19 protein-coding genes are annotated in these 20,721 nt (G+C 45.0%); 14 read left to right on the forward strand and 5 right to left on the reverse strand.

What is annotated here, in order from left to right:
* Positions 1–30: 30 nt before the first annotated feature.
* Both AC0VYG_RS21615 and AC0VYG_RS21620 read right to left on the reverse strand, forming a co-directional pair.
* Positions 31–771: an SDR family NAD(P)-dependent oxidoreductase gene (locus AC0VYG_RS21615; RefSeq protein WP_475429939.1), complete on the reverse strand. Its 741-nt coding sequence runs from the start codon at positions 769–771 to the stop codon at positions 31–33.
* 28 nt (positions 772–799) lie between these two features.
* The gene (locus tag AC0VYG_RS21620; protein ID WP_475429940.1) at positions 800–1,234 is read right to left on the reverse strand and encodes a nuclear transport factor 2 family protein; all 435 of its coding nucleotides are present in this window, start codon (positions 1,232–1,234) and stop codon (positions 800–802) included.
* Positions 1,235–1,466: 232 nt separating this feature from the next.
* On the opposite strand from AC0VYG_RS21620, the gene AC0VYG_RS21625 reads away from it, so the two are divergent.
* The 5 genes from AC0VYG_RS21625 (at position 1,467) to olsF (ending at position 5,317) form a co-directional block, all read left to right on the forward strand.
* Entirely contained in the window at positions 1,467–2,042 is a 576-nt protein-coding gene (locus AC0VYG_RS21625) for a sigma-70 family RNA polymerase sigma factor (protein WP_475429941.1), read from the forward strand.
* Positions 2,043–2,044: 2 nt separating this feature from the next.
* On the forward strand, positions 2,045–2,773 hold the full coding sequence (locus AC0VYG_RS21630) for a ChrR family anti-sigma-E factor (RefSeq protein WP_475429942.1): 729 nt from the start codon (positions 2,045–2,047) through the stop codon (positions 2,771–2,773).
* Positions 2,774–2,890: 117 nt separating this feature from the next.
* Positions 2,891–3,073 (forward strand): hypothetical protein, encoded by a 183-nt coding sequence (locus AC0VYG_RS21635; RefSeq protein ID WP_067018828.1) that lies wholly within the window; start codon positions 2,891–2,893, stop codon positions 3,071–3,073.
* A 164-nt stretch (positions 3,074–3,237) separates the two neighbouring features.
* Positions 3,238–3,429 (forward strand): hypothetical protein, encoded by a 192-nt coding sequence (locus AC0VYG_RS21640; RefSeq protein ID WP_475429943.1) that lies wholly within the window; start codon positions 3,238–3,240, stop codon positions 3,427–3,429.
* A 175-nt stretch (positions 3,430–3,604) separates the two neighbouring features.
* Complete coding sequence (gene olsF / locus AC0VYG_RS21645; protein WP_475429944.1) at positions 3,605–5,317, forward strand: bifunctional ornithine lipid synthase OlsF; 1,713 nt, start codon at positions 3,605–3,607, stop codon at positions 5,315–5,317.
* A 25-nt stretch (positions 5,318–5,342) separates the two neighbouring features.
* Here olsF and AC0VYG_RS21650 read toward each other — a convergent pair whose 3' ends face one another.
* On the reverse strand, positions 5,343–5,474 hold the full coding sequence (locus AC0VYG_RS21650; protein WP_475429945.1) for a hypothetical protein: 132 nt from the start codon (positions 5,472–5,474) through the stop codon (positions 5,343–5,345).
* A gap of 322 nt (positions 5,475–5,796) precedes the next feature.
* Here AC0VYG_RS21650 and AC0VYG_RS21655 point away from each other — a divergent pair, with 322 nt between their 5' ends.
* From AC0VYG_RS21655 to AC0VYG_RS21670, 4 genes are all read left to right on the forward strand, one after another.
* Positions 5,797–6,102 (forward strand): isoamylase early set domain-containing protein, encoded by a 306-nt coding sequence (locus AC0VYG_RS21655; protein WP_475429946.1) that lies wholly within the window; start codon positions 5,797–5,799, stop codon positions 6,100–6,102.
* A gap of 401 nt (positions 6,103–6,503) precedes the next feature.
* A complete protein-coding gene (betB, locus tag AC0VYG_RS21660) occupies positions 6,504–7,961 on the forward strand; it encodes a betaine-aldehyde dehydrogenase (protein WP_475429947.1) in 1,458 nt (485 codons plus the stop codon).
* A 12-nt stretch (positions 7,962–7,973) separates the two neighbouring features.
* The gene (gene betA / locus AC0VYG_RS21665; protein ID WP_475429948.1) at positions 7,974–9,641 is read left to right on the forward strand and encodes a choline dehydrogenase; all 1,668 of its coding nucleotides are present in this window, start codon (positions 7,974–7,976) and stop codon (positions 9,639–9,641) included.
* Between the two features lie 366 nt (positions 9,642–10,007).
* Positions 10,008–11,876 carry a methyl-accepting chemotaxis protein gene (locus AC0VYG_RS21670; protein ID WP_475429949.1) on the forward strand — a complete coding sequence of 623 codons (1,869 nt, stop codon included), beginning with the start codon at positions 10,008–10,010 and terminating at the stop codon, positions 11,874–11,876.
* Between the two features lie 140 nt (positions 11,877–12,016).
* Here the strand turns inward: AC0VYG_RS21670 and AC0VYG_RS21675 are convergent, their stop codons facing one another.
* Positions 12,017–14,269: a methyl-accepting chemotaxis protein gene (locus AC0VYG_RS21675; RefSeq protein WP_475429950.1), complete on the reverse strand. Its 2,253-nt coding sequence runs from the start codon at positions 14,267–14,269 to the stop codon at positions 12,017–12,019.
* 241 nt (positions 14,270–14,510) lie between these two features.
* On the opposite strand from AC0VYG_RS21675, the gene AC0VYG_RS21680 reads away from it, so the two are divergent.
* Both AC0VYG_RS21680 and mltA read left to right on the forward strand, forming a co-directional pair.
* Positions 14,511–15,089 carry a DNA-J related domain-containing protein gene (locus tag AC0VYG_RS21680; protein ID WP_475429951.1) on the forward strand — a complete coding sequence of 193 codons (579 nt, stop codon included), beginning with the start codon at positions 14,511–14,513 and terminating at the stop codon, positions 15,087–15,089.
* 151 nt (positions 15,090–15,240) lie between these two features.
* On the forward strand, positions 15,241–16,551 hold the full coding sequence (gene mltA, locus AC0VYG_RS21685; protein WP_475429952.1) for a murein transglycosylase A: 1,311 nt from the start codon (positions 15,241–15,243) through the stop codon (positions 16,549–16,551).
* Positions 16,552–16,606: 55 nt separating this feature from the next.
* On the opposite strand, the gene AC0VYG_RS21690 is transcribed toward mltA, so the two are convergent.
* Positions 16,607–17,731 (reverse strand): ROK family transcriptional regulator, encoded by a 1,125-nt coding sequence (locus AC0VYG_RS21690; RefSeq protein WP_475429953.1) that lies wholly within the window; start codon positions 17,729–17,731, stop codon positions 16,607–16,609.
* Positions 17,732–17,911: 180 nt separating this feature from the next.
* On the opposite strand from AC0VYG_RS21690, the gene AC0VYG_RS21695 reads away from it, so the two are divergent.
* From AC0VYG_RS21695 to AC0VYG_RS21705, 3 genes are read left to right on the forward strand one after another with little or no spacing between them, the layout of a single operon-like run.
* The gene (locus tag AC0VYG_RS21695; RefSeq protein WP_475429954.1) at positions 17,912–19,027 is read left to right on the forward strand and encodes an ABC transporter ATP-binding protein; all 1,116 of its coding nucleotides are present in this window, start codon (positions 17,912–17,914) and stop codon (positions 19,025–19,027) included.
* Positions 19,028–19,029: 2 nt separating this feature from the next.
* Positions 19,030–19,890 carry an ABC transporter permease gene (locus AC0VYG_RS21700; protein WP_475429955.1) on the forward strand — a complete coding sequence of 287 codons (861 nt, stop codon included), beginning with the start codon at positions 19,030–19,032 and terminating at the stop codon, positions 19,888–19,890.
* Positions 19,887–20,711 carry an ABC transporter permease gene (locus tag AC0VYG_RS21705; RefSeq protein ID WP_475429956.1) on the forward strand — a complete coding sequence of 275 codons (825 nt, stop codon included), beginning with the start codon at positions 19,887–19,889 and terminating at the stop codon, positions 20,709–20,711. The genes AC0VYG_RS21700 and AC0VYG_RS21705 overlap by 4 nt, the downstream gene beginning before the upstream one ends.
* Positions 20,712–20,721: the final 10 nt, after the last annotated feature.

Consider the following 20,721-nt stretch of genomic DNA (forward strand, 5'->3'; position numbering starts at 1 on the left):
CTTTCCCGTCAGTGAAAGTGCAATCAATCATTATTCTTTTGGGGCCGTTAACGCCGACCAAAGTTTCGGGAAGTGTCGTGCAAGCCAAAGCATGACACTTAAACGTTTAGGAAACGCATATTCGTATGGACGTCGTTCTATGGCACGTTCAATGCGAGCGGCCGCTTGTTCTGCTGGCATCAAAAACGGCATTGGAAAGGTGTTTTTTTGCGTTAAAGGGGTATCGACGAAGCCGGGTAAAATGCAAGTTACGTCGATGTTTTCTTTTTTCAAGTCGATACGTAATGACGATAAAAAATAACGAATGGCTGCCTTGCTGGCACCATAGGCTTGAGTTTTAGTAAACGCCGCTTGTACCGCCTGGGAACTGACCCCTACAAGATGAGGCTTCGCGGCCTTACGCAATAATGGCAAACAGGCTTCAACACAATGCACCAACCCCAGATAGTTCACTGACATAATCCGCTGCATCATGTCCCAGTCTGGCGAATCAATTTCAAAATATTCGCAGGTGCCCGCGTTAAGAATGGCACAATCTAGATGATCAGTATGGGATAACAACGTTTCACGAACAGACTCGATCTGTGTGTTATCAGACACATCAAACGGGACAAAAATTAACGCATCATTTTGCTCAAGTAAGGGTGCCAGTTCCCCTTTATGACGAGCGCTGACAATCACCCGATAGCCACTATAGAGATAGCGCTTTGCCAGTGACAAACCGATACCGGAACTCGCCCCGGTAATCCAAACCACACTTTTGCTACTCATCCTATCCTCCTTATTATCGAGCTAACGTTTAGGATGGCATCGCTAAGCGTTTTTTAAGTCCTTTTACCGCATGCCCTAATAAGGGAATGTGCTCGTACAACATAGAGCCTAGGTCATAAACGTCTTCATGGTAATAAATACGATCATTGAACTCGATCTGACTCATACCTCGTACCGTGAGCGTCTGATTACCAAGTTTAGGATGCTTAAAGTGCATATTCCATTTTATGTAGGCCTTATTTTCACTAACCTGTTGATCTAGATACTCAAAACGGCCACTTTGAACACTCAAACATAAATCAGACATGTAGGCATACAACTTCTCGATACCACGAACCTCTTGTACCGGATCTTTAAAAATTACATCATTGGCGTACAACTCACCGATATCCGCCAAAGGAACCTGTTTAATATCCAAATAAAATGCTTTAAATCGATTCATTAATGCCTGTTGAGATTCCATTGAAGCATCCGCCCTTATCTGTTAATCGGTCCCACAGAGAGTCGTATCACTGTGGTGCTATCTATATAACGTAGCGTATAAAGAGCTGGATCACTTTTTAACTAAAACAACAAAAAGAAAAAAGCATCAACAATGTGATCCCTTTTTAAAACGAGCGCGTACAATGGGAATAAGCGCGATGCTTGTTTAAGCAACGGCATCAACCTCAATTTCAATAGACTGGGAGTAATGAATGGACACCGTCAAGCAGATTGACTCTGATGACCACATGGTTCAAGACATGCTCGCCATTTCGCAAAACCGCGACCAAGAGGCGCTGAATCGGCTGTTCGATCACTATGTGCCTAAAATCAGAGCATTTTGTTTAGCCGCTCAGCCCGGTGCTAACCTGATGGCTGATGACATAGCGCAGGAAGTGATGATTCGGGTTTGGCGAAAAGCACATACCTATAAACCAGAAGCCGCATCACTCAATACATGGATTTTCACCTTGGCACGTAATGCACGGATTGATTATTTGCGTAAAAACAGCCGCCATCAATCGAATATTGACCCGGAATATCTGTGGCGCGATGTAGTAGATGAGAATGCAGATCCGTTCAAAGACGCCCAGCAAAAGCGCGATCAGGAACGTATCCAGGTTGGGCTAGCAAAATTGCCACAGGATCAACAACAGGTACTCGCTAAAGTGTATTTAGAAGGTAAAACGCACAAAGAAGCGGCGGAAGAACTTTCCCTGCCTCTAGGCACCATTAAATCTCGTGTACGCTTAGCGCTTCACAAACTGACGATTTATATTAAGAGGTAGTTATGACGATTCACTACCACCCAAGCATTGAAATGCTGACGGATTATGCCGCAGGCTCATTGAGCCTGACACACTCTATGTCCATTGCAACGCATATTGAGCAATGCCAAGAGTGCCAACAACAAATACGCAAGCTCACCACGCTTGGCGGGCAACTATTTACTCAGACGACCACAGAAGACGCCAATATCGTCGATCTGAAAGCGTCATTTTTTGACAAATTGCGAGAACTAGACCGTTCTGAGGGCATGAGTTCGCCAGTAAAAGAGCAAGAGGTAACAGACCAAATGCCGAGCGAAGAAACACTCCAAACGTGGGAGCAAGGCTATCAAGTCCCAAAAAGTCTTCGCCAGTTTGTTCCCTTTGGCTATGACAAACTCAAATGGATGTCGTTATCTCCTTCGGTCAAAATCGCTACTTTGTGTCAAGAAGAAGGTGGCGCGCAGGTCGCGTTAACCCGAATCAAAGCGGGTGCCAGCATTCCAACCCATACTCACACAGGTGATGAGATCACGCTGGTGTTGGAAGGGGCCTTTTCTGATAAAAGTGGCATCTACCGTCAGGGGGATTTTATTACCCGAGATGCGAGCCACAAACACAAACCTATGGTCACCAAAGACGCCGAATGCATTTGCCTTACGGTGCTGGACTCTCCCATTGAGTTTACTGGCTGGCTGACACGCTTATTCAACCCTATTATGCGGCGTTATCACCCCCATTCAAACCACTGAGGAGGGCAAAACCAAAAGCCGTAAAATAGCGACACGTTTTCCGACGTTAGGCCATAGCAAGATTTCATTTTTAAAATATGGTATACTCTTTGCTCAACTCATATAAGGATTAGCACTATGGCGACGAAAAAGAAGCAACCCGCTGCATCGGAAACCTCGGAATCCATTGAAAAGCAAATGCAAGAATTTCTTGCTCGTGGTGGACAAATTAACAAAATTGACTCAGGTGTCAGTGGTCAATCTCAGCTAACGGGCCCTCGTCATATTTCCCTTGGTAACAGCAAAGCGAAAAGCCAATAAGCTTTTCGTTTTTCTTTGTTTTGCCAGTGTTTTATCCTGGATCTCTTGCCATGTTATTTCCCCGTAGAATCGGCTACTATTCGTTGCTAGGCACGACTGTCCTTTCATCTACAGTCCGTTGAAATAAACGCCTTTCTGTGTCGATGGATAAAGGAGTCTCGACTGTGAACACCTCTGAATATAATTTTATGCGCCCACTATGGCGCCGTATCGCAGCAACCCTAGTGGCTCTGGGCTGGACATACATGGAATGGTCTAGCGGTAACTCATTTTGGGGCGTGATCGCATTAGGCTTTACGGGCTACTGTCTATGGAACTATTTCTATCGCTTCCAACCCGATACAACATCCGAGTAACGTTTTTTAGCTGCGCCACTCACTTTGCCTCAACCATACATTCATCCCACCTCGCTTTTGTATGACATCTTAAAAAGACGCTAGGATCAGTCGATTGCTTTGTCATATTACTGTCACCTGATTAATCTATGCTCAATAGTACTCTCCAAAAATCCTGATTGAACGGAGCAACACTGTGATAGAAGTCGAGCAATTGATTGCCAATAAATCGCCACAATTTTTTGATAAAAGCCCACTAATCACTCGCCCTACTTTGAGTTTTTTAAAACGCTTATTCCATGAAAGTGAAGTGAATCAGTTTTTAGAAAAAAATAAAGACTCTGTCGGTTTTGAATTTATTGATCGCGTCTTGGATCACTTCAATTTTAGCTATCAGGTCAGTCAAGTAGACCGCCGTAATATTCCCGCTATTGGTCGTGTCATGATCATCGCAAACCACCCTCTTGGCGCCTTGGATGGTCTGGCTTTATTACGCTTAATTGGGGAAATTCGCCCTGATGTCAAAATCGTCGCCAATGACTTATTGATGAGCCTAGATGGTTTAAAAAGTTTAGTGTTACCAGTGGATAATATGGGCGGTAAAACAGGGCGCCAGCAACTAAAAGCCATAATGAATAGTCTACATAATGATGAAGCCGTGATTATCTTTCCGGCTGGTGAGGTCTCTCGTATCTCACCCAGTGGCGTAAAAGACCAGCGCTGGAATGAAAACTACTTAAAACTGGCGAAAAAGACCAACAGTCCAATTTTACCCGTGCATATTGGTGGTCGTAATTCCATGATGTTTTACACCAGCTCTATTTTGTATCGTCCTCTGTCTACGATTCAATTACCAAATGAAATGTTTCGTCAGCGCAATCGTAAGATTCCAATGCAAGTAGGCCAGGCAATACCGGTTCAAGAGTTGTCCAAGCTGCCATTGAGTGATAAAGAGAAGAATAAACTGGTCAAACGCCATTTATATCGTATTGCCAAAGGTAAAAAGCCCCTATTAAAAACAGAAAAGACGGTTGAACATCCACAAAATCGCCAGTCAATTAAAACCGAATTGAAAAAAGCGGAACACCTGGGCTCAACCAAGGATAATAAACAAATCTTCTTAGTGGATTACGACCCTATGTCCGTCACTATGAAAGAGATCGGCCGCTTACGTGAGATCGCGTTTCGCAAGGTCGGAGAAGGAACGGGGGAACGCTCAGATTTAGATAAGTATGATCAGTATTATCGCCACCTGGTTTTATGGGATGAAGAAGCACTTGAAATTGTTGGGGCCTATCGCATTGGCGAAGTGGCTCGCTACATGAAAGAAGACGATCAAAACCGTATTTACAGTGCAGAACTCTTCTCTTACTCCTGCGATATGGAAGCCTATTTTGAGCAGGGCATTGAATTGGGTAGAAGTTTTGTACAGCCCAAATACTGGGGCATGCGCAGTCTGGATTACTTATGGTATGGCATTGGCGCCTACTTGAAGCGCCATCCAGAAATTCGTTACATGTTTGGCCCAGTGAGCTTAAGTAATAGCTATCCGCAAATAGCGAAAGACTTGATCGTCAGTTTTTATAAAAAATACTTTCCTGACACAGAGTACCTAGCTCGCTCCTTTAACCCCTACCAAGTCTCTCAAGAGCACCAAGATATCATCTCGGGGCTGTTAAAAGGCGAGCGTTACGAAGAAGATTTTCGCACACTAAAAGAGCAATTGGGTCATTTGGGTGCCAGCGTTCCGACTTTATTCAAGCAATATTCGGAACTGTGCGAGCCCGGTGGCGTTCGCTTTCTAGACTTTGGCGTGGATGTCGACTTCGGCTATTGCATTGATGGTTTGGTGTTAGTCGATCTTACTAAAGTCAAAGAAACCAAGCGTAACCGCTACTTGGGGGATTAATAAACAATTGCTTAATCCCTAGACATCAATGATGATGACCATGGGTGTGGTGGTGTCGACCATGTTTATCATGATGACGTTTGACCACAATCTTATAGGTGATTTTGACCAACAACATTAAGACCAACACAATGAGGACAATGGCTTCAGGGCTCATCACATGACTCCTCTTACTCTATATTTGTTTTTTACTTCTCAATAGTAAGTATAGTCAAAAAAATGCCCTAAACTGTTTGTTTTTTAAACGGTCATGCACTAAGTTATGGCAAAAGGGTTATTTGCTTATAAACTATAAGAGACCTATGCATGAGGTCGCGAGCAACAGTCTCTTAGGGGTGTGGCGCATAGTACTGAGACTCAGGAAATGACTCTCACTTCTTTATTTCTTAACGTGACAGTGAATACTATCTGGCGCAGGTCTTGCTAGAACTTGTTCGATACCTTAGCTGTCACTTCAAAAATGAACATAGGAGCTGGAAATGATCGAGAAAACCTATTTAAAGACAAAACCAGAATGTAAAGTAAAGTTTGCGCTTCCCGCTGACAAAGTCAGTGGAGCAAAATCCGTCTCAGTGGTCGGTGATTTTAATAACTGGGATAGCAAAGCCAACCCGATGCGCAAACAAAAATCAGGACTATTTGCTTCTACCCTGAACTTGCAAGTGAATAATGCTTATCAGTTTCGCTATGTCATTGACGGTGAAAAATGGCTTAACGATGACATGGCTGACGATTATGTTCCCAGCCCTGTCAGCCTTGATAACAACTGCGTGCTCAGCCTATAAGGCAACAAATAAATATTTTTTATGCCTTTCCTACTTCCGACACTAAGAAAGGCATAAAGTACTATCCTACTGTTTAAAAAGATGTTTCTTCATCTTTTTAGGGCTTTTTTGCGCCTTTTTCTCTATTCCCTCCCTCTCTTCATTAACAACCTCTCACAAAGACGGGCTGCAATTTATAGCTAAAATGTGTACAATTGCTTTTTATTAAACGCGCGTTTAATAAAAAATAACGTGCGATTCTTTTTATAGAAAACAAAGTACCTGTGAGACTAAAGAAAAAGGTGTTTATCCTCCAGTACGAGAAAACACTATTAATTTTTTTGAGACCTTTTTCGAGGTAGCCAACGCATCCGTTAGAAAAGTTGTCTCTACGATAAACCAAACTACAAGAGAGGTTTACCATGGCACATCAGCAGCAATACATTCACGGCCGCTACTATGCATCCACCAGTGGAGAGCACTTCGATACCTTAAATCCGGCAACGGGTGAAGTGATCGCCACCATAGAGCATGCAGGCCAAGCAGAGCTTGATGCCGCCATTGCATCAGCAAAAGAAGGCCAGAAAGTATGGGCCGCGATGAGTCCTGTTGAACGCGGCCGTATTTTGAAAAGGGCTGCTGAACTACTACGTGAGCACAACGAAGAGCTGGCTCGTTTAGAAGTGCTAGACACGGGTAAACCACTTCAAGAAGCCATTTGTGTTGATATCGAAACCGGAGCGGATGTCATTGAGTATTACGCCGGACTAACCGATAAAATCCAAGGTGAATACCAAGACTTAGGAAACGGTAGCTTCTACTACACACGTAAAGAGCCATTGGGCATCTGTGCGGGAATAGGCGCTTGGAACTACCCTATTCAAATTGCCTGTTGGAAATCTGGCCCAGCCTTGGCAGCAGGCAATGCAATGATCTTTAAACCATCAGAAGAAACCCCATTAACCGCCCTGAAACTGGCCGAAATCTATACGAAAGCAGGTTTGCCCGATGGGGTATTCAATGTTGTCCAAGGGGATGCACGTACTGGTCAGCTGATCACCAGTCATCCTGAGATCGACAAAGTTTCCTTTACGGGAGAAGTCGGCACAGGTAAAAAAGTCATGTCCGCGTCAGCCCAGTCTCTAAAAGACGTGACCATGGAATTGGGCGGAAAGTCGCCGATGATCATCTTCCCAGACATGCCGATCGACCAAGCCGTTTCAGCCGCCATGTTGGCAAATTTTTATACACAAGGCGAAGTCTGTACCAACGGTACCCGAGTGTTTGTCCATGCCGACATACTAGACGCGTTTACCCAAGAGCTTAAAGCCCGTACTGAAGCCATGGTCATTGGCAACCCAATGGACATGGAAACCCAAGTGGGCGCGTTGATCTCTAAAGATCACATGAAGAAAGTTCTTGGTTATATCGATGCGGCAAAAGAAGCCGGAGCCACCTTGCTGTGCGGCGGCTACCAAGTCACGGAAAATGGTCTAGAAAACGGAGCATTTGTTGCACCAACCGTCTTCACGGATTGTACCGACGACATGCCACAAGTGCGTGACGAAATTTTTGGCCCAGTAATGTCCGTACTGAGCTTCACCGATGAAGACGAAGTCATCGCCCGCGCCAATGACACCGAATATGGCTTAGCCGCTGGCGTGTTCACCAAAGACATTGCCCGTGCTCACCGTGTGATTGCACAGATGCAAGCCGGTATCTGCTGGATTAACTCATGGGGTGCCTCTCCTGCAGAAATGCCAGTTGGCGGCTATAAGAGTTCTGGGGTAGGACGTGAAAACGGTATTCAAACTCTATACCACTATACCCAAACCAAGAGTGTCTTTGTGGATTTGAACGACATCCCCAACCCATACTAACCTGGAGGAAAAATGGCAAACGAAATGTATGACTACATCATCGTCGGCGCAGGCTCCGCAGGCTGTGTGCTGGCGGATCGCTTAACCGAAAGCGGCGACAACAAGGTACTGCTATTGGAAATGGGCGGCTCTGATAAGAGCGTCTTCATCCAAATGCCAACCGCCTTATCGTATCCGATGAATACAGAAAAATACGCTTGGCAATTCCACACAGAAAAGGAACCAGGCCTGGACAACCGTGAGATGCATTGCCCGCGAGGCAAAGTCTTAGGTGGCTCCTCATCCATTAATGGCATGGTCTATGTTCGAGGTCACGCTTGCGATTTTGACCAATGGGAAGAAAACGGTGCCAAAGGCTGGAATTACCAAGCCTGTCTGCCCTATTTTAAAAAAGCCGAAACTTGGTCCGGTGGAGCGGATTTATACCGTGGTGGCAATGGGCCATTGCATACCAACAACGGCAATGACATGACCTATAATCCGCTTTACCAAGCCTTTATCGAGGCCGGTGCCGAAGCAGGTTATGGCAAAACAGACGATTACAATGGTCAACGCCAAGAAGGCTTTGGCCCCATGCACATGACGGTCAAAAACGGTGTGCGTGCTTCCACATCAAATGTCTATCTGCGTCGCGCCCTGCAACGCCCTAATCTCACGCTAAAAACAGGTGTGTTGAGCCACAAAGTCATCTTTGAAGGCAAACAAGCGGTTGGCATTGAGTACAGTAAAGACGGCAACACTCAACAGGTTCGCGCCAATAAAGAAGTCATCTTGTCAGCGGGTTCCGTTGGTTCTCCGCAATTGTTGCAGCTGTCTGGAGTGGGCCCAAAAGACGTGCTTGAAAAAGCGGGCGTGCCATTGCTTCATGAGCTGCCCGGTGTCGGTGAAAACTTGCAAGACCACTTGGAGGTTTACTTCCAGTACTACTGCAAAAAACCGGTCACGCTAAACAGTAAGCTGGGCTTGATTAGCAAAGGCTTAATCGGCACACGCTGGATGCTATTTAAAACAGGCCTTGGTGCGACCAACCACTTTGAATCCTGTGGCTTTATTCGTTCTCGTGCAGGTCTTAAATGGCCTAACATCCAATACCACTTTCTACCGGCGGCCATGCGCTATGACGGCCAAGCCGCAGTAGAAGGTCACGGTTTTCAGGTCCATGTTGGCCCGAATAAACCGGAAAGTCGTGGCAAAATATGGATTGAGTCCGCTGATCCAACAGCCAAGCCACGCATTTTATTCAACTACATCACTACCGAGCAGGACAAACAAGATTGGCGCGATACCATCCGTCTGACCCGTGAAATTCTGCAACAATCTGCCTTGGATGAATATCGTGGCGATGAAATTCAGCCAGGCATACATATTCAGAGCGATGCAGATATCGACCAATGGGTGAAGGAGAACGTGGAAAGCGCCTACCATCCCTCTTGTACCTGCAAAATGGGCACCGCAGATGACCCTATGGCCGTACTGGACGAAGCTTGTCGAGTGCGTGGCTTAGAGAACCTACGTGTGGTGGATTCCTCTATTTTCCCAACCATCACTAACGGTAACCTAAACGCTCCGACGATTATGGTCGCGGAAAAAGCCGCGGATATGATTCTGGGCAGAGAGGCCTTACCCAGTTTGGATGCACCCGTTTGGATTCATCCAGAGTTTGAAAGCAAACAGCGCTAAGTCTATTTGGATATCACACATCCTACTTCAACATTAACTAAGGGAAGTCTCTTCCCTTAGTTCCCATTTGCTCCCTTTATAACTTCTAGGTTTTACTAGCATCAACACTCTATAAAACGAGCCATCTCAATGCACAGAAGCAGCACCAGAACGACTTATCAGGTGTTATCAACACAAAATACGCTACAGATGATGGACTGCATAACGGATTAATCAATTCTAATGTAACCGTTGCTAGGTCGTTACTTGCCATCATGAACCAGTCATAAATTATTAATAGTGAAAGCACATTATGTTCTTTATACTCAAAAGGCATAATCAATATTTTGTACACATTTCCTTTAATATTTTTTGGAGATCGTCTTCATGACATTGCAACGCAAGTTTTCGCTAGTAGTCTTTGCATCGGCCATTATCGTTGCCTTAATTGTTGGCGGTTTCGGCTATTTTCAACTTAAAAAGACCCTTACTGAAGGACTAAACACACAAGTTTCGTCTATCGCACATGGAGAATCCCGGACGATTGTAGAATGGGTTCACGCGAAAACGTCCTCAGTCGAAGCATTAACGAATTATCTTAGAACACATGACGTAACCACCGACGCACTGTTGCAAGCTCAGAAGTCGGGTGATTTCGATTTGGCTTATATGGGAACCAGTGATGGGAAAATGATTCAAAGTTGGGATGCTCCCTTGCCTGCCGGTTATGATCCTCGTAAACGCCCTTGGTATAAAGACGCATTGAGCTCTGATCAAGTTGAATACACAGACCCTTATGTGGACGCATCGACTAAAAAAATGATCATTAGTGCCGCACAAAAAGTAACCGATGGCACAAGTGTGAAGGGGGTTGTCGGTGCAGACATTAATTTGAAGAGCATTGCCAAGGGCATTCTAGACATTAAAATGATAGCCAATAGCCGAGTCTTTTTAGCCACTAATAAAGGTTTGATTATCGCCCACCCAAATCCCCAGTTTGTTAACAAGCAAATGAAAGACGTTTTGGGCTATGGTGTGAATATCGATTTGCAGTCTCAAGGAACCTTAATGGAGACACAATCTACCCAAGGAGATGTGTTAGTGACAGGCGTTGCTATTCCAAATACCAACTGGGTAATCTGCTTTCAATTGGATAAAGCAACAGCAATGGCACCTTTAACACACCTATTGATAGCGCTTGTTATTGCCATGGTGATTGCCGCGCTATTGGTGAGTTTTCTTATGAGCTTATTGAGCCGCAAACTGCTTAAAGGCGTTAGTCAGGTTAATGCGGTTCTAGCGGAAATGAATAATGGTCAGGGAGACCTTAGAACCCGTATCCCTGAAACCAGCAATGACGAAATTGGCGATTTGGCACGCCACTTCAACGGATTTATGCAAACCCTAGCGGGCATTATTTCCGAGATTAAATCTCTTTCGACCAACTTAAACTCATTGGCTCAGGACTCACATCGCCTAGCGACCCAATCCTCCCGTGATTTGAAGGTACAATTGGATGAAGTCACCTCGGTTGCCACCGCAGTTAGCCAAATGTCGACGGCAACCAACGATATTGCCAGCAACGCAGAAAATACCGCAAATGTGTCGAAAGAAGCTTTCCAGAATAGCCAAGCGGGTAATGATCAGGTTCTTAAGAGTAAGAAGTCAATCAGTCGCCTTGCAGGGCAAGTCAATGAGGCGTCTGGCATCATTGGGAATTTAGACGATCAAGTGCAGAGTATTAGTGGTATTTTGGTAACCATTCAAAATATCGCGGAGCAAACTAACCTACTTGCACTAAACGCTGCCATTGAGGCGGCGCGCGCAGGAGACCAAGGTCGAGGGTTTGCCGTGGTCGCGGACGAAGTTCGCGTTTTGTCTCAAAGAACCCACAACTCGACAGAAGAAATCAAAGAAATGATTGATGGATTGAATAGCACAACGCGCAAAGCCGTTGACATTATGCAGTCTGGTCAGTCGATTGCTAATGATTCTGTGCAAGAAGCGGTATCTGCCGCCGAAAGCTTGGTAGCGATCCAAGAGTCCGTGCAACGCATTAGTGACATGTCGTTGCAAATTGCCAGTGCTGCGGAAGAGCAGAACATCGTGACAACGGATATCTCGAACAACAGCCACTCGATTAAAGAAATAGCTAATAATTTGGCCGTTGAGTCACAAGAAAGCGCGAAAGGCGCTGAATCGTTAGCGGAGTTAGCGAACAAATTAGAAGAGCAAATCGCTCGATTTACCATCTAGTTGGATTTACCTCTAATGGTATTCATCTCCCTTTTTCTTTGTATTCATTCCAAGAAAAAGGGAGATCGATTTTCTATACAGAAAGTTTCTATAGAAATGCGAGATCCATTACCACAGTCAACCAAAGTAACGCCCAGCCATCAAGGCTTCAGTTTAAAACGCATCACCAAATCATTCAGCTCCGTCGATAACTGAGCAATTTGCTCACTGGACTTAGATATTTCAAGAACCGCTTGTTCATTCTGCGCCGATGCCTCATTGATGACCTCAAGGTTTTCGCTGATGTCATTCGCCACCTGACTTTGCTGTTGGGAGCTACTCGCCACTTGAATGGTCATTTCATCTACTTGATCCACATACGATTCGGCCTGTTGCAATGTCTCCACCGTTTGCGTTGCTTGCCTAGAAACCACCTCCGCTTGCTCAACATTATTATTAAGTACCGTTTGAGATTCACGGGCTCCTTGCTGTAAAGCGGCAATAATAGTAGCAATATGTTCGGTTTGTTCTTGGGTATTTTGAGCCAACGTACGCACTTCATCTGCCACAACGGCAAAACCTCGACCAGACTCCCCCGCTCTGGCGGCTTCAATCGCCGCATTAAGCGCCAGTAAATTCGTCTGATCTGAAATGCCTTGAATACTGCTGATCACGGCGGAAATATCATCCGTACGAAGATTTAAGTCATCCATACTTTTTTGTGACACGCGCAACCCCGCCGCCACGTCACTCATTTGTTTTGATGCTTGTCGCACCGCATCCACACTCTCGTTAACATACTGCTTCGCTTGGCGAGTGTTTTGTGCCGCCTCTTGGATTGTCTTATCAACTTGAGTAACGGAAACAGACATTTCACTCATTGCTGTCGCCACTTGTGCCATATTCGAGTGTTGGTTTTGAATATTCGCACTCGCTTGCTCAGAAATGGCGGCCAGTTCTTGCGAGGTGGCCGCTTGAGAGTCTACTCCATTACGAATCCCCAATACCAACTGATGAAGGTTATGGGACATACTACGCATGGCACCATACACACTCTGTGCTTTCACCTTTTCTTGAAACTCTAGTGTTAAATCCCCATTCGCAATACGTTCAGCAATTCTCTGCATTTCTTTGGGTTCTGCCCCCAGCGGATCTAACACCATTCGTACTACTTTAATGGCAATCAATACCACCACAATAATGAGCGCCCCAATCACCAGAAATACGACTGTCATCAGCTTATTCACATTCGCTAATGCTTCGGATTTGTCCATTTCCGCAATCAACACCCATTTCAGTCCGTCTATAGTCAAAGGCGTAAAAGCAGATAACACCAAGCCACCGGTATAATCTTTCATCATGGCTATCGCTGTTTCACCCTGTAAGCCACGCTTTACAGCATCCGTTTCCACCAAGCCTTTGTCACCATTTTTAAATGACGCCTCAATGGAGTGATTAACAGGGTCTAAAAAAGAATCCGAGCGCATGCGCCCGTCACTGCCCACTAAATAGGTTTCCCCTGTTTTACCCAGTCCAGATCGTTGTTTCATTAAGGCATTTAGCTGACTAATCGGAAACTGAGCCGCCAACACGCCCAAACGTTGACCATTGTCGCCGATAATAGGTGTCGCAATAAATCCTGCGGGGGCATCATAGGAAGGCAAATATAAGGTGAAATCACTAAACACTCGTGTCCCTTGCGGCGCATTTAGAGCGGCCTTAAACGCAGTCGCTAAGCCGCTTGTTTTATAAGGACCTTTAGTTAACGAGGTTGCAAAATCCACTTCCTTATAAACTGTATAAACAATATCCCCTTGTGGATTGATCAAAAATAAATCATAAAAACCGAATAGCTTTTGTATATAGGAGTAATAAGGTTGTATTTGCGCATGCAACTTATCATAAGGTAAATTCGTATCCGGCATGGTCATATTATCTTTTTTACCCACCGCATTTGGATTGTTCACGATATAACTGTATTGCATTAACACGCTGTTATCAGATAATTGCCCCAAAATAGATGACATCGTTGGTATGTTTTTTTTATTGGGAGCATTTTTCTCAAGGGGCGGCAGAAGGTTCTTTTGATAGAAGGTTAAAAGCGCCTGGCGAGCCTCACTAACCGTCGGTAAATGTCCTGCAGCAGAGGCTTGATAAGACTCAAACGCCTGATTCAGACTCACCATGTATTGTTGGGTTTCAGGGGTACGAGCCAAAGCAGACACTTCATTTTCTAACCCGTTCAGATAGTCCTGAACCGCTTCTTTTTTCGTATCTCTTACAGTAGATAGTTGGTTATAGGCCATATTAAGCATGGAGGAAGACGAAATATAAAACGCAATGCCTGTCACGATTAATGCGGGAACCAGCCCTACTAACATCAAAATAATCAGAACTTGTTTCTTAAATGTCATATTCGACATCCTTATTATTATAAACTGAAATAACGTTTATCGACCTAAGCAGACAAGAACAATTCCTAACGCATTATGTTTTAAACATAGACTATTTTTTCGTTTTGTAACGCTAAAATGTCGACTTGAACAGCCTTTGCTACGATTATTAACCAAGCGACACATATTGTTGCATGGTCGGCTTTGACCCACCGCTTAGTCATCACCTACACTGCTAGTATTTGCATGAAGGTGATTTAGCATGAGAAATCCCTTAATAGGCCCAATACTCAGTATATTGCGAGATCATCCTCAAGGGGTTGGCGAGTTTTTTATTCTGAAAAACCTTAGAGAGCAGGTACCGGAATTACATCACTTAGCTGACGACCCCAATCTACAGTTGTTCCGTCAGCATTTTTTGATCATGAATGCCTTGTATCAGTTACAAAGCAACTTATGGCAAGAAGAATCCCTGACACTCTCGATCAACGCCATGCACATTCGTCTTATAGCAAATCATGATATGACCATCTCCGCGAGCCAAGACGTAAGTGACAGTGTGGACGCCAAACTCGCTGCTTATTATCTTGATTGGAGTGAGTACGAAAAAACCAGTGAAGACGATGTTATGCGCCTATTAGATAGCTTTTATAAAGGCATCAATAACTTAGATAACAAAGCAGCAGCACTAGAAATACTGAATATTAACAATAAAAACCCAACCAAAGAAGAAATCAAAAGGCAATATCGAAAACTCGCCCATCAAGCCCACCCTGACCGTGGTGGTAATACGGAACAGTTTATTTCGTTAAGGCAGGCCTATGAGTGTCTTATGTATTGACAAAGTAGCGTTAACTCTCTCTAACATTCAAAGTGTAGGCGAGAAAAGTGTAAACCCTATTGTTTAGATGACTAACAAGCATCAAGATGTCCCCTTACTGGTAGCGATCTAAGGAAGCTACGTTTTACTCAAAAATCATAAGATATTGGTTATGCTGTCAATTTTTCCATCCTATTTTTCGTTTTACTCACACGTTTTAAGAACGGCCTGTAAAATACTCGGCGTATTTTCCGTCATCACTCTGGTGGGTTGTAGTCAATTTGAAATCGATCAATCCAATGCCTTTGATAATAATGGTCGCGATAAAAATGGCTTAAAACGCGATACGCTATATTTAAAAGAAAGCTTGCCACCTGGCTTACCTTATCCCGACGCTATTTTTGAAACGGGTCTCAAACAACAAGAAACCTACTTAGCTCGGCTACCAGAGAAGACCACCTATCACTTAGATAACACCACGGTCAGTGTGGGTCAGCTGAAAACCGTCACCCAAGAAATCCAACACTGGCTCACCAACCCGAAATATTTTCCCAAACTAGAAGCCTTACAGCTGGCAGGGCAGGATCAGCGAGGCAATGTTCAAATAACAGGCTATTATGTGCCCATTATTGAGGTACGTCGCCATCCAGACAGTCTGTACCGTTATCCCTTATATCGTAAACCACCCAAGACCGATGCCAATGGCCAATTACCCACTCGCGAGCAAATTGATTTTGAAGGGGCTTTAAAAGGTCAAGGTCTAGAAATTGCCTACAGCAAAAGTTTAGTGGATAACTTTTTCCTGCAAGTTCAAGGCTCTGGTGTGGTGGAATTTAAAAATGGCAAACGAGAACTGCTCTCTTGGGGGGGCGTCAACGGACGCGCCTATCGAAGCCTTGGCAAGGAGTTAATCGAGCGTGGAGAAATTGATAAAGCCAAGATCTCTGCACAAAGTATTCGCCAGTGGCTAAAAGCTCACCCTAATCAGGTCCGCGAACTGTTCTCTACCAATGAGAGCTACTTGTTTTTTTCTGAAGGACAACCCGATCCAATTGGTGCCGCCAATGTTCCGTTAACACCACTTTATTCTGTTGCCGTTGACCCTGCTGTGATTCCACTGGGTTCGATTCTATTGGGAGAGCTGCCTAAATTGGATAAGAAGGGCAACCTTATCGGCCACGAATATCATTTGCTGTTAGCACAAGACAAAGGTGGAGCCATCAAGGGCCCAGGTCATATCGACTGGTATCAAGGCATCGGCAAAGAAGCCCAAATTCACGCAGGGCAACTCAAGCACTTTGGCAAAATATGGCTGTTACTGCCAAGAGAGAAAGAAATAATCGAAAAAGCAGCGACAAAATCGTCTACTGCTCCATCTGACACATCAGCGGCAAACACACCCGCGACAAGCCAGGTCACCACCAACAGCAATACGCCGCACAACAATACAGCCAATCAAGCTACGCCAGTAGTGAAAAAATAGTGCGCAAAAGGGGCTATATCATAGGCCCCTTTTATTCCTACTATCCATTCATCCCTTATTTACGAAAAAAGGTTTGTCTCAATGGTTGAAGGGCAGCCCCTAATGTTGCGGAATCGCCTTTTAATTCACTGACGATCATCTGGGGCCAAACAGAAATATCTTGTGATGAGGTCATCCCACGCCGCTCCAAAGAATCCAATAACATATGGGCAAGCGACTTGGGAATTTCTCCACCCAATACAATTGCATCAGGGTCAATCACACCACGTAACGCATTGATAGCACGTAAAAAATACGGCGTGGTTTGCTCGACCCACTCAGCAACCCCAGGCCATGTGGGGTCAAACAGCGTTTTCAATTTCGCCACTGACGGCACATCAATACCCTGCCGAGACAGCGCTTTGATCAACATAGACAATGCTGGGCGCTGCGGAGCCTCTTCCGTCGTAAAAATACGGCCAATCTCCCCAGCATTCCCATAGGCACCAAAGAACGGTTCACCATCAATCACAATACCGCCACCAAAACCAAAGTTAAACGATAAATAGCCAAAGGTCTGATAGGTCAACCCCGCACCGTGAAATGCCTCTCCAATCGCACCAGTCGTCGCATTATTGATCAAAATAACAGGCCACCCCAATAGTGCTTCCAGCTCTGCTTGAAGATCCACCCCAGACCAATCAAACAGTGGATCAGGTGGACGAATGTGCCCTTGTTCTTTGATAAAATACCCCGTCATGGCAAAACCAACCCCAACAATACGACTCTCAATAGAAGGGTTCTGTTGACACCACTGCTCAAGCAAGGTTTTTAACCATGCTTGTGTCTCAAGACGCTTAACTGGAGCAAAAGGAATGTTTTCCTCCAACAGGGTTTCGCCACAGAAATTCACCAAACTCACCGACATATCATCGGTGTTGAGCGACACACCGATACTAAAAAATGCCTCAGGGTTAAGGCTCACATGTGGACTTGGCTGGCCTCGTCCCTGAATAATAGGCTCACCAAGCTGTAAAAATTCAAGCTTAACTAAATGATCAATGATGCGGTGAACCGACTGTTGCGTAAGGTTGGTTTGTCCTGCGATGGCAGAGCGTGCAAGGCCTTTCGAGCGACGCACTATGTCTAAAATCATGCGTTCGTTGGCTGATACTGTCTGCTCTTTTTCTATTTCATTCATCTAATAGCGTTTTTCCCTTAGTCATTGTCCTTTTCATAATTTACCGACTTAGTATCGAGAAAACAAATATTAAACTTAGTTTGTAATAATATTGTTATATTAGTACTCTATAAGTGTATTAATAAGGCTTGGTTGAAAATCAACCTGAGCTAAACCAACAAGAAACAATACGAGAATGTCATGACTAGCGTACTAATTGACTCAGTGAACGTCAGGTTTGGTGACTTTGAAGCCCTTCGCAACATTTCTTTAAACATCGATAGCGGTACATTTGTCACCTTGCTTGGACCATCGGGCTGTGGCAAAACCACCTTGCTCAAAACCATTGCAGGCTTTACCCCGTTGTCTTCAGGAAAAATGCTCATCGGGGGCAAAGAAACCCATAACCTGCCACCGGAGAAAAGAGACACAGCCATGTGTTTTCAATCCTACGCCCTCTTCCCCCACCTCTCTGTTGCCAATAATCTACTCTTTGGACCCAAACAAAAAAAGCTTTCAAAGCAAGAACAAGCCACACGACTACAAGACATTGCCTCACAGGTCTCGCTCACCTCACAACTGGATAAGTTCCCTCCGGAATTGTCTGGAGGTCAGCAGCAACGGGTTGCCTTAGGGCGGGCGCTCGCCATTCAGCCCGGCATCATGCTATTCGACGAACCGTTATCAAACCTTGATGCAAAATTACGAGATTCGGTGCGTTTTGAGATCCGCCAATTACAAAAACAACAAGGTTTTACTGCGATCTATGTCACCCATGACCAAGCCGAGGCGTTGGCCATGTCGGACATTGTTGTCGTCATGAACAAGGGGGCCATTGAGCAAATAGGCTCACCAAACGACATTTATCATCGTCCGATTAATCGCTTTGTGGCCGACTTTGTTGGTGCCGCGAACATTCTCCCAGCCCAAGTACTAGAACAACATGGCAACCTTTACCGGGTACAAACAGCACTTGGTCAGTTACAGGTTCAATCGGATCAAGCCCCTATTGCCAAACAAACGTATATCTTCTGGCGACCAGAGGATATGTGCTTTGACAGTGAAAACGCCAGTCCTAATGGGCAAGACAATATCTTTGAGTCACGCATTATTGCCAAAACGTTTCTCGGCAATATTACCGAGTGCCTCCTTGACCCGCTTCCCCACTCTCACGATGATGCCAACACCGCCCTAACCTGTGATAAAAAACCCAGTATTAGAATTCAAAACCTGGGTTTTCAACGTGCCGAGGAAGGTGAGCAAGTTCTTATCAGAGTTCCTTCGTCGAACATTCGATTTCTGGCGGAGGCATTTTAAACATGAATAAGCAAACCTTACTGGCTTATTGTCTGCTACTGCCAGGGCTTGGGCTCATCATCGTTTTTATCTTTGTCATTATTTCGATGGCTCTGGCCCAATCTGTTGGTTATTTTAATTTTTCTGGTAGCAGTACCTTTACCTGGCGGTTCTGGCAACAAATACTGGCAGATAATCAGCTCTCACGGGCTTTTTTCTATTCCTTAAAAATCGCCACCATCAGCGCCATCCTATCCGTCAGTTTTGCTTATCCATTGGCCCTATGGCTTCGCGATCCTTTTCGTGGATCGCAATTCGTCAGCAGCTTACTCAAAGCCCCGTTACTGGTACATGGGCTTGTAGCAGCCTTTCTGTACGTGAACTTCATTTCTTTCAATGGTTTCTTAAATCAAATATTCGTACACCTAGGCTTGGTCTCCCGCCCTATACGGATGCAAAACGATTCCTATGGCATAGGGGTTATTATTCTACAAGTCTGGAAACAAATGCCCTTCGCTCTATTACTATTAACCGGGGCAGTGCAATCCATCGGCCATGACATAACCGATGCAGCAAAAGATCTAGGGGCTGGCGCTTGGACTCGGTTTGTTAAAATCATTTTACCGCTCACTCTGAAAGCGTTACAGGCGGCCCTTATTATCATTTTTATTGGGGCTGCTGGCGATTACTCCTTTCAAGTTGTCGCAGGCCCTATCGACGTCAGTTCACTTTCCCAGCTCATGCTGAGAATACAAGCTAACGATGCAAACGGCTGGAACCTCTCTGCAACGGTTGCCATTCTCCTTATGTTAACAGCATTAATTGGCTCAGCCTTACTGGCACTCATCACCCAACAAGTCATCAAATGGGGAGCGAAACGATGAATAAGCCTTGTACGAACCGCCTCATCATCCTCTTAGTGATAGGCTTTTGTTGTATCAGCCTCGTGCTTCCTTTTTCTCTAGCCATGCTCTGGTCCTTGGTAGACCCAGGCCATCCTTGGTCTTATCCACATATTTTACCGCCGGTTCTGTCCTTGCAGCGTTGGGTAGACATTTGGACCACAACGTCATTGCCTCAAGCCTTGCTACACAGTTACCTACTAGCCCCTTGTGTTGCTTTATGCTCGGTATTACTGGCGCTTCCCACCGCTTACGCTTTTGGACGTTTAGAGTTTCCCGGCAAACAGGCCGCTCAATTAATCTCCCTGTTGCCACTGATTGTGCCCAGTTTTGTTGTGGCGCTATTCTTCTCTTCTCTATTAAACGTCTTAGGTATTTACTCTCGCTTTCTGGGCATATTAATAGGTCAAACCGTCTTATTTATTCCCTATGCGATTCGTATCCTCAGCGTGTCGTTTTCATTGATTCGTCAAGAGCTTATTGATGCCACCAGAGACCTAGGGGGTGGCCCCATCACGGTTTTCAAAACCGCCTATTTACCCGTTCTCAAACCCGGTTTATTAGCCAGCATCATCATGATTTTTATTCTCAGCATTGAAGAATTTGCCATTGCGTTTGTGGTGGGGTCACCGGACTTTGTCACCGTACCGACCATTTTGTATTCCTACCTGGGTTATAACTTTATTCGCTCAAATGCTGCGGTAGTCTCACTAATCCTCGTGGTACCCAATATCTTTTTGATGTTGCTAATGGAGCGTTTCCTAAAAGCAAGAAACACAGCGGTCATCACTGGCAAGGGATGATGTTGTGTCA

Source organism: Marinomonas sp. 63XJN7_7_ISO-PGPR-S23-202, from assembly GCF_056173505.1.

Excerpts from the sequence above, each read along its gene's own strand:
- AC0VYG_RS21615 (WP_475429939.1), bottom strand. The coding sequence starts at position 771 with ATGAGTAGCAAAAGTGTGGTTTGGATTACCGGGGCGAGTTCCGGTATC.
- AC0VYG_RS21705 (WP_475429956.1), top strand. The coding sequence starts at position 19,887 with ATGAATAAGCCTTGTACGAACCGCCTCATCATCCTCTTAGTGATAGGC.
- AC0VYG_RS21670 (WP_475429949.1), top strand. The coding sequence starts at position 10,008 with ATGACATTGCAACGCAAGTTTTCGCTAGTAGTCTTTGCATCGGCCATT.
- betA (WP_475429948.1), top strand. The coding sequence starts at position 7,974 with ATGGCAAACGAAATGTATGACTACATCATCGTCGGCGCAGGCTCCGCA.
- AC0VYG_RS21625 (WP_475429941.1), top strand. The coding sequence starts at position 1,467 with ATGGACACCGTCAAGCAGATTGACTCTGATGACCACATGGTTCAAGAC.
- mltA (WP_475429952.1), top strand. The coding sequence starts at position 15,241 with ATGCTGTCAATTTTTCCATCCTATTTTTCGTTTTACTCACACGTTTTA.
- AC0VYG_RS21700 (WP_475429955.1), top strand. The coding sequence starts at position 19,030 with ATGAATAAGCAAACCTTACTGGCTTATTGTCTGCTACTGCCAGGGCTT.
- AC0VYG_RS21620 (WP_475429940.1), bottom strand. The coding sequence starts at position 1,234 with ATGGAATCTCAACAGGCATTAATGAATCGATTTAAAGCATTTTATTTG.
- AC0VYG_RS21650 (WP_475429945.1), bottom strand. The coding sequence starts at position 5,474 with ATGAGCCCTGAAGCCATTGTCCTCATTGTGTTGGTCTTAATGTTGTTG.
- AC0VYG_RS21630 (WP_475429942.1), top strand. The coding sequence starts at position 2,045 with ATGACGATTCACTACCACCCAAGCATTGAAATGCTGACGGATTATGCC.
- AC0VYG_RS21675 (WP_475429950.1), bottom strand. The coding sequence starts at position 14,269 with ATGACATTTAAGAAACAAGTTCTGATTATTTTGATGTTAGTAGGGCTG.
- AC0VYG_RS21690 (WP_475429953.1), bottom strand. The coding sequence starts at position 17,731 with ATGAATGAAATAGAAAAAGAGCAGACAGTATCAGCCAACGAACGCATG.
- AC0VYG_RS21680 (WP_475429951.1), top strand. The coding sequence starts at position 14,511 with ATGAGAAATCCCTTAATAGGCCCAATACTCAGTATATTGCGAGATCAT.
- AC0VYG_RS21655 (WP_475429946.1), top strand. The coding sequence starts at position 5,797 with ATGATCGAGAAAACCTATTTAAAGACAAAACCAGAATGTAAAGTAAAG.
- betB (WP_475429947.1), top strand. The coding sequence starts at position 6,504 with ATGGCACATCAGCAGCAATACATTCACGGCCGCTACTATGCATCCACC.
- AC0VYG_RS21695 (WP_475429954.1), top strand. The coding sequence starts at position 17,912 with ATGACTAGCGTACTAATTGACTCAGTGAACGTCAGGTTTGGTGACTTT.
- AC0VYG_RS21635 (WP_067018828.1), top strand. The coding sequence starts at position 2,891 with ATGGCGACGAAAAAGAAGCAACCCGCTGCATCGGAAACCTCGGAATCC.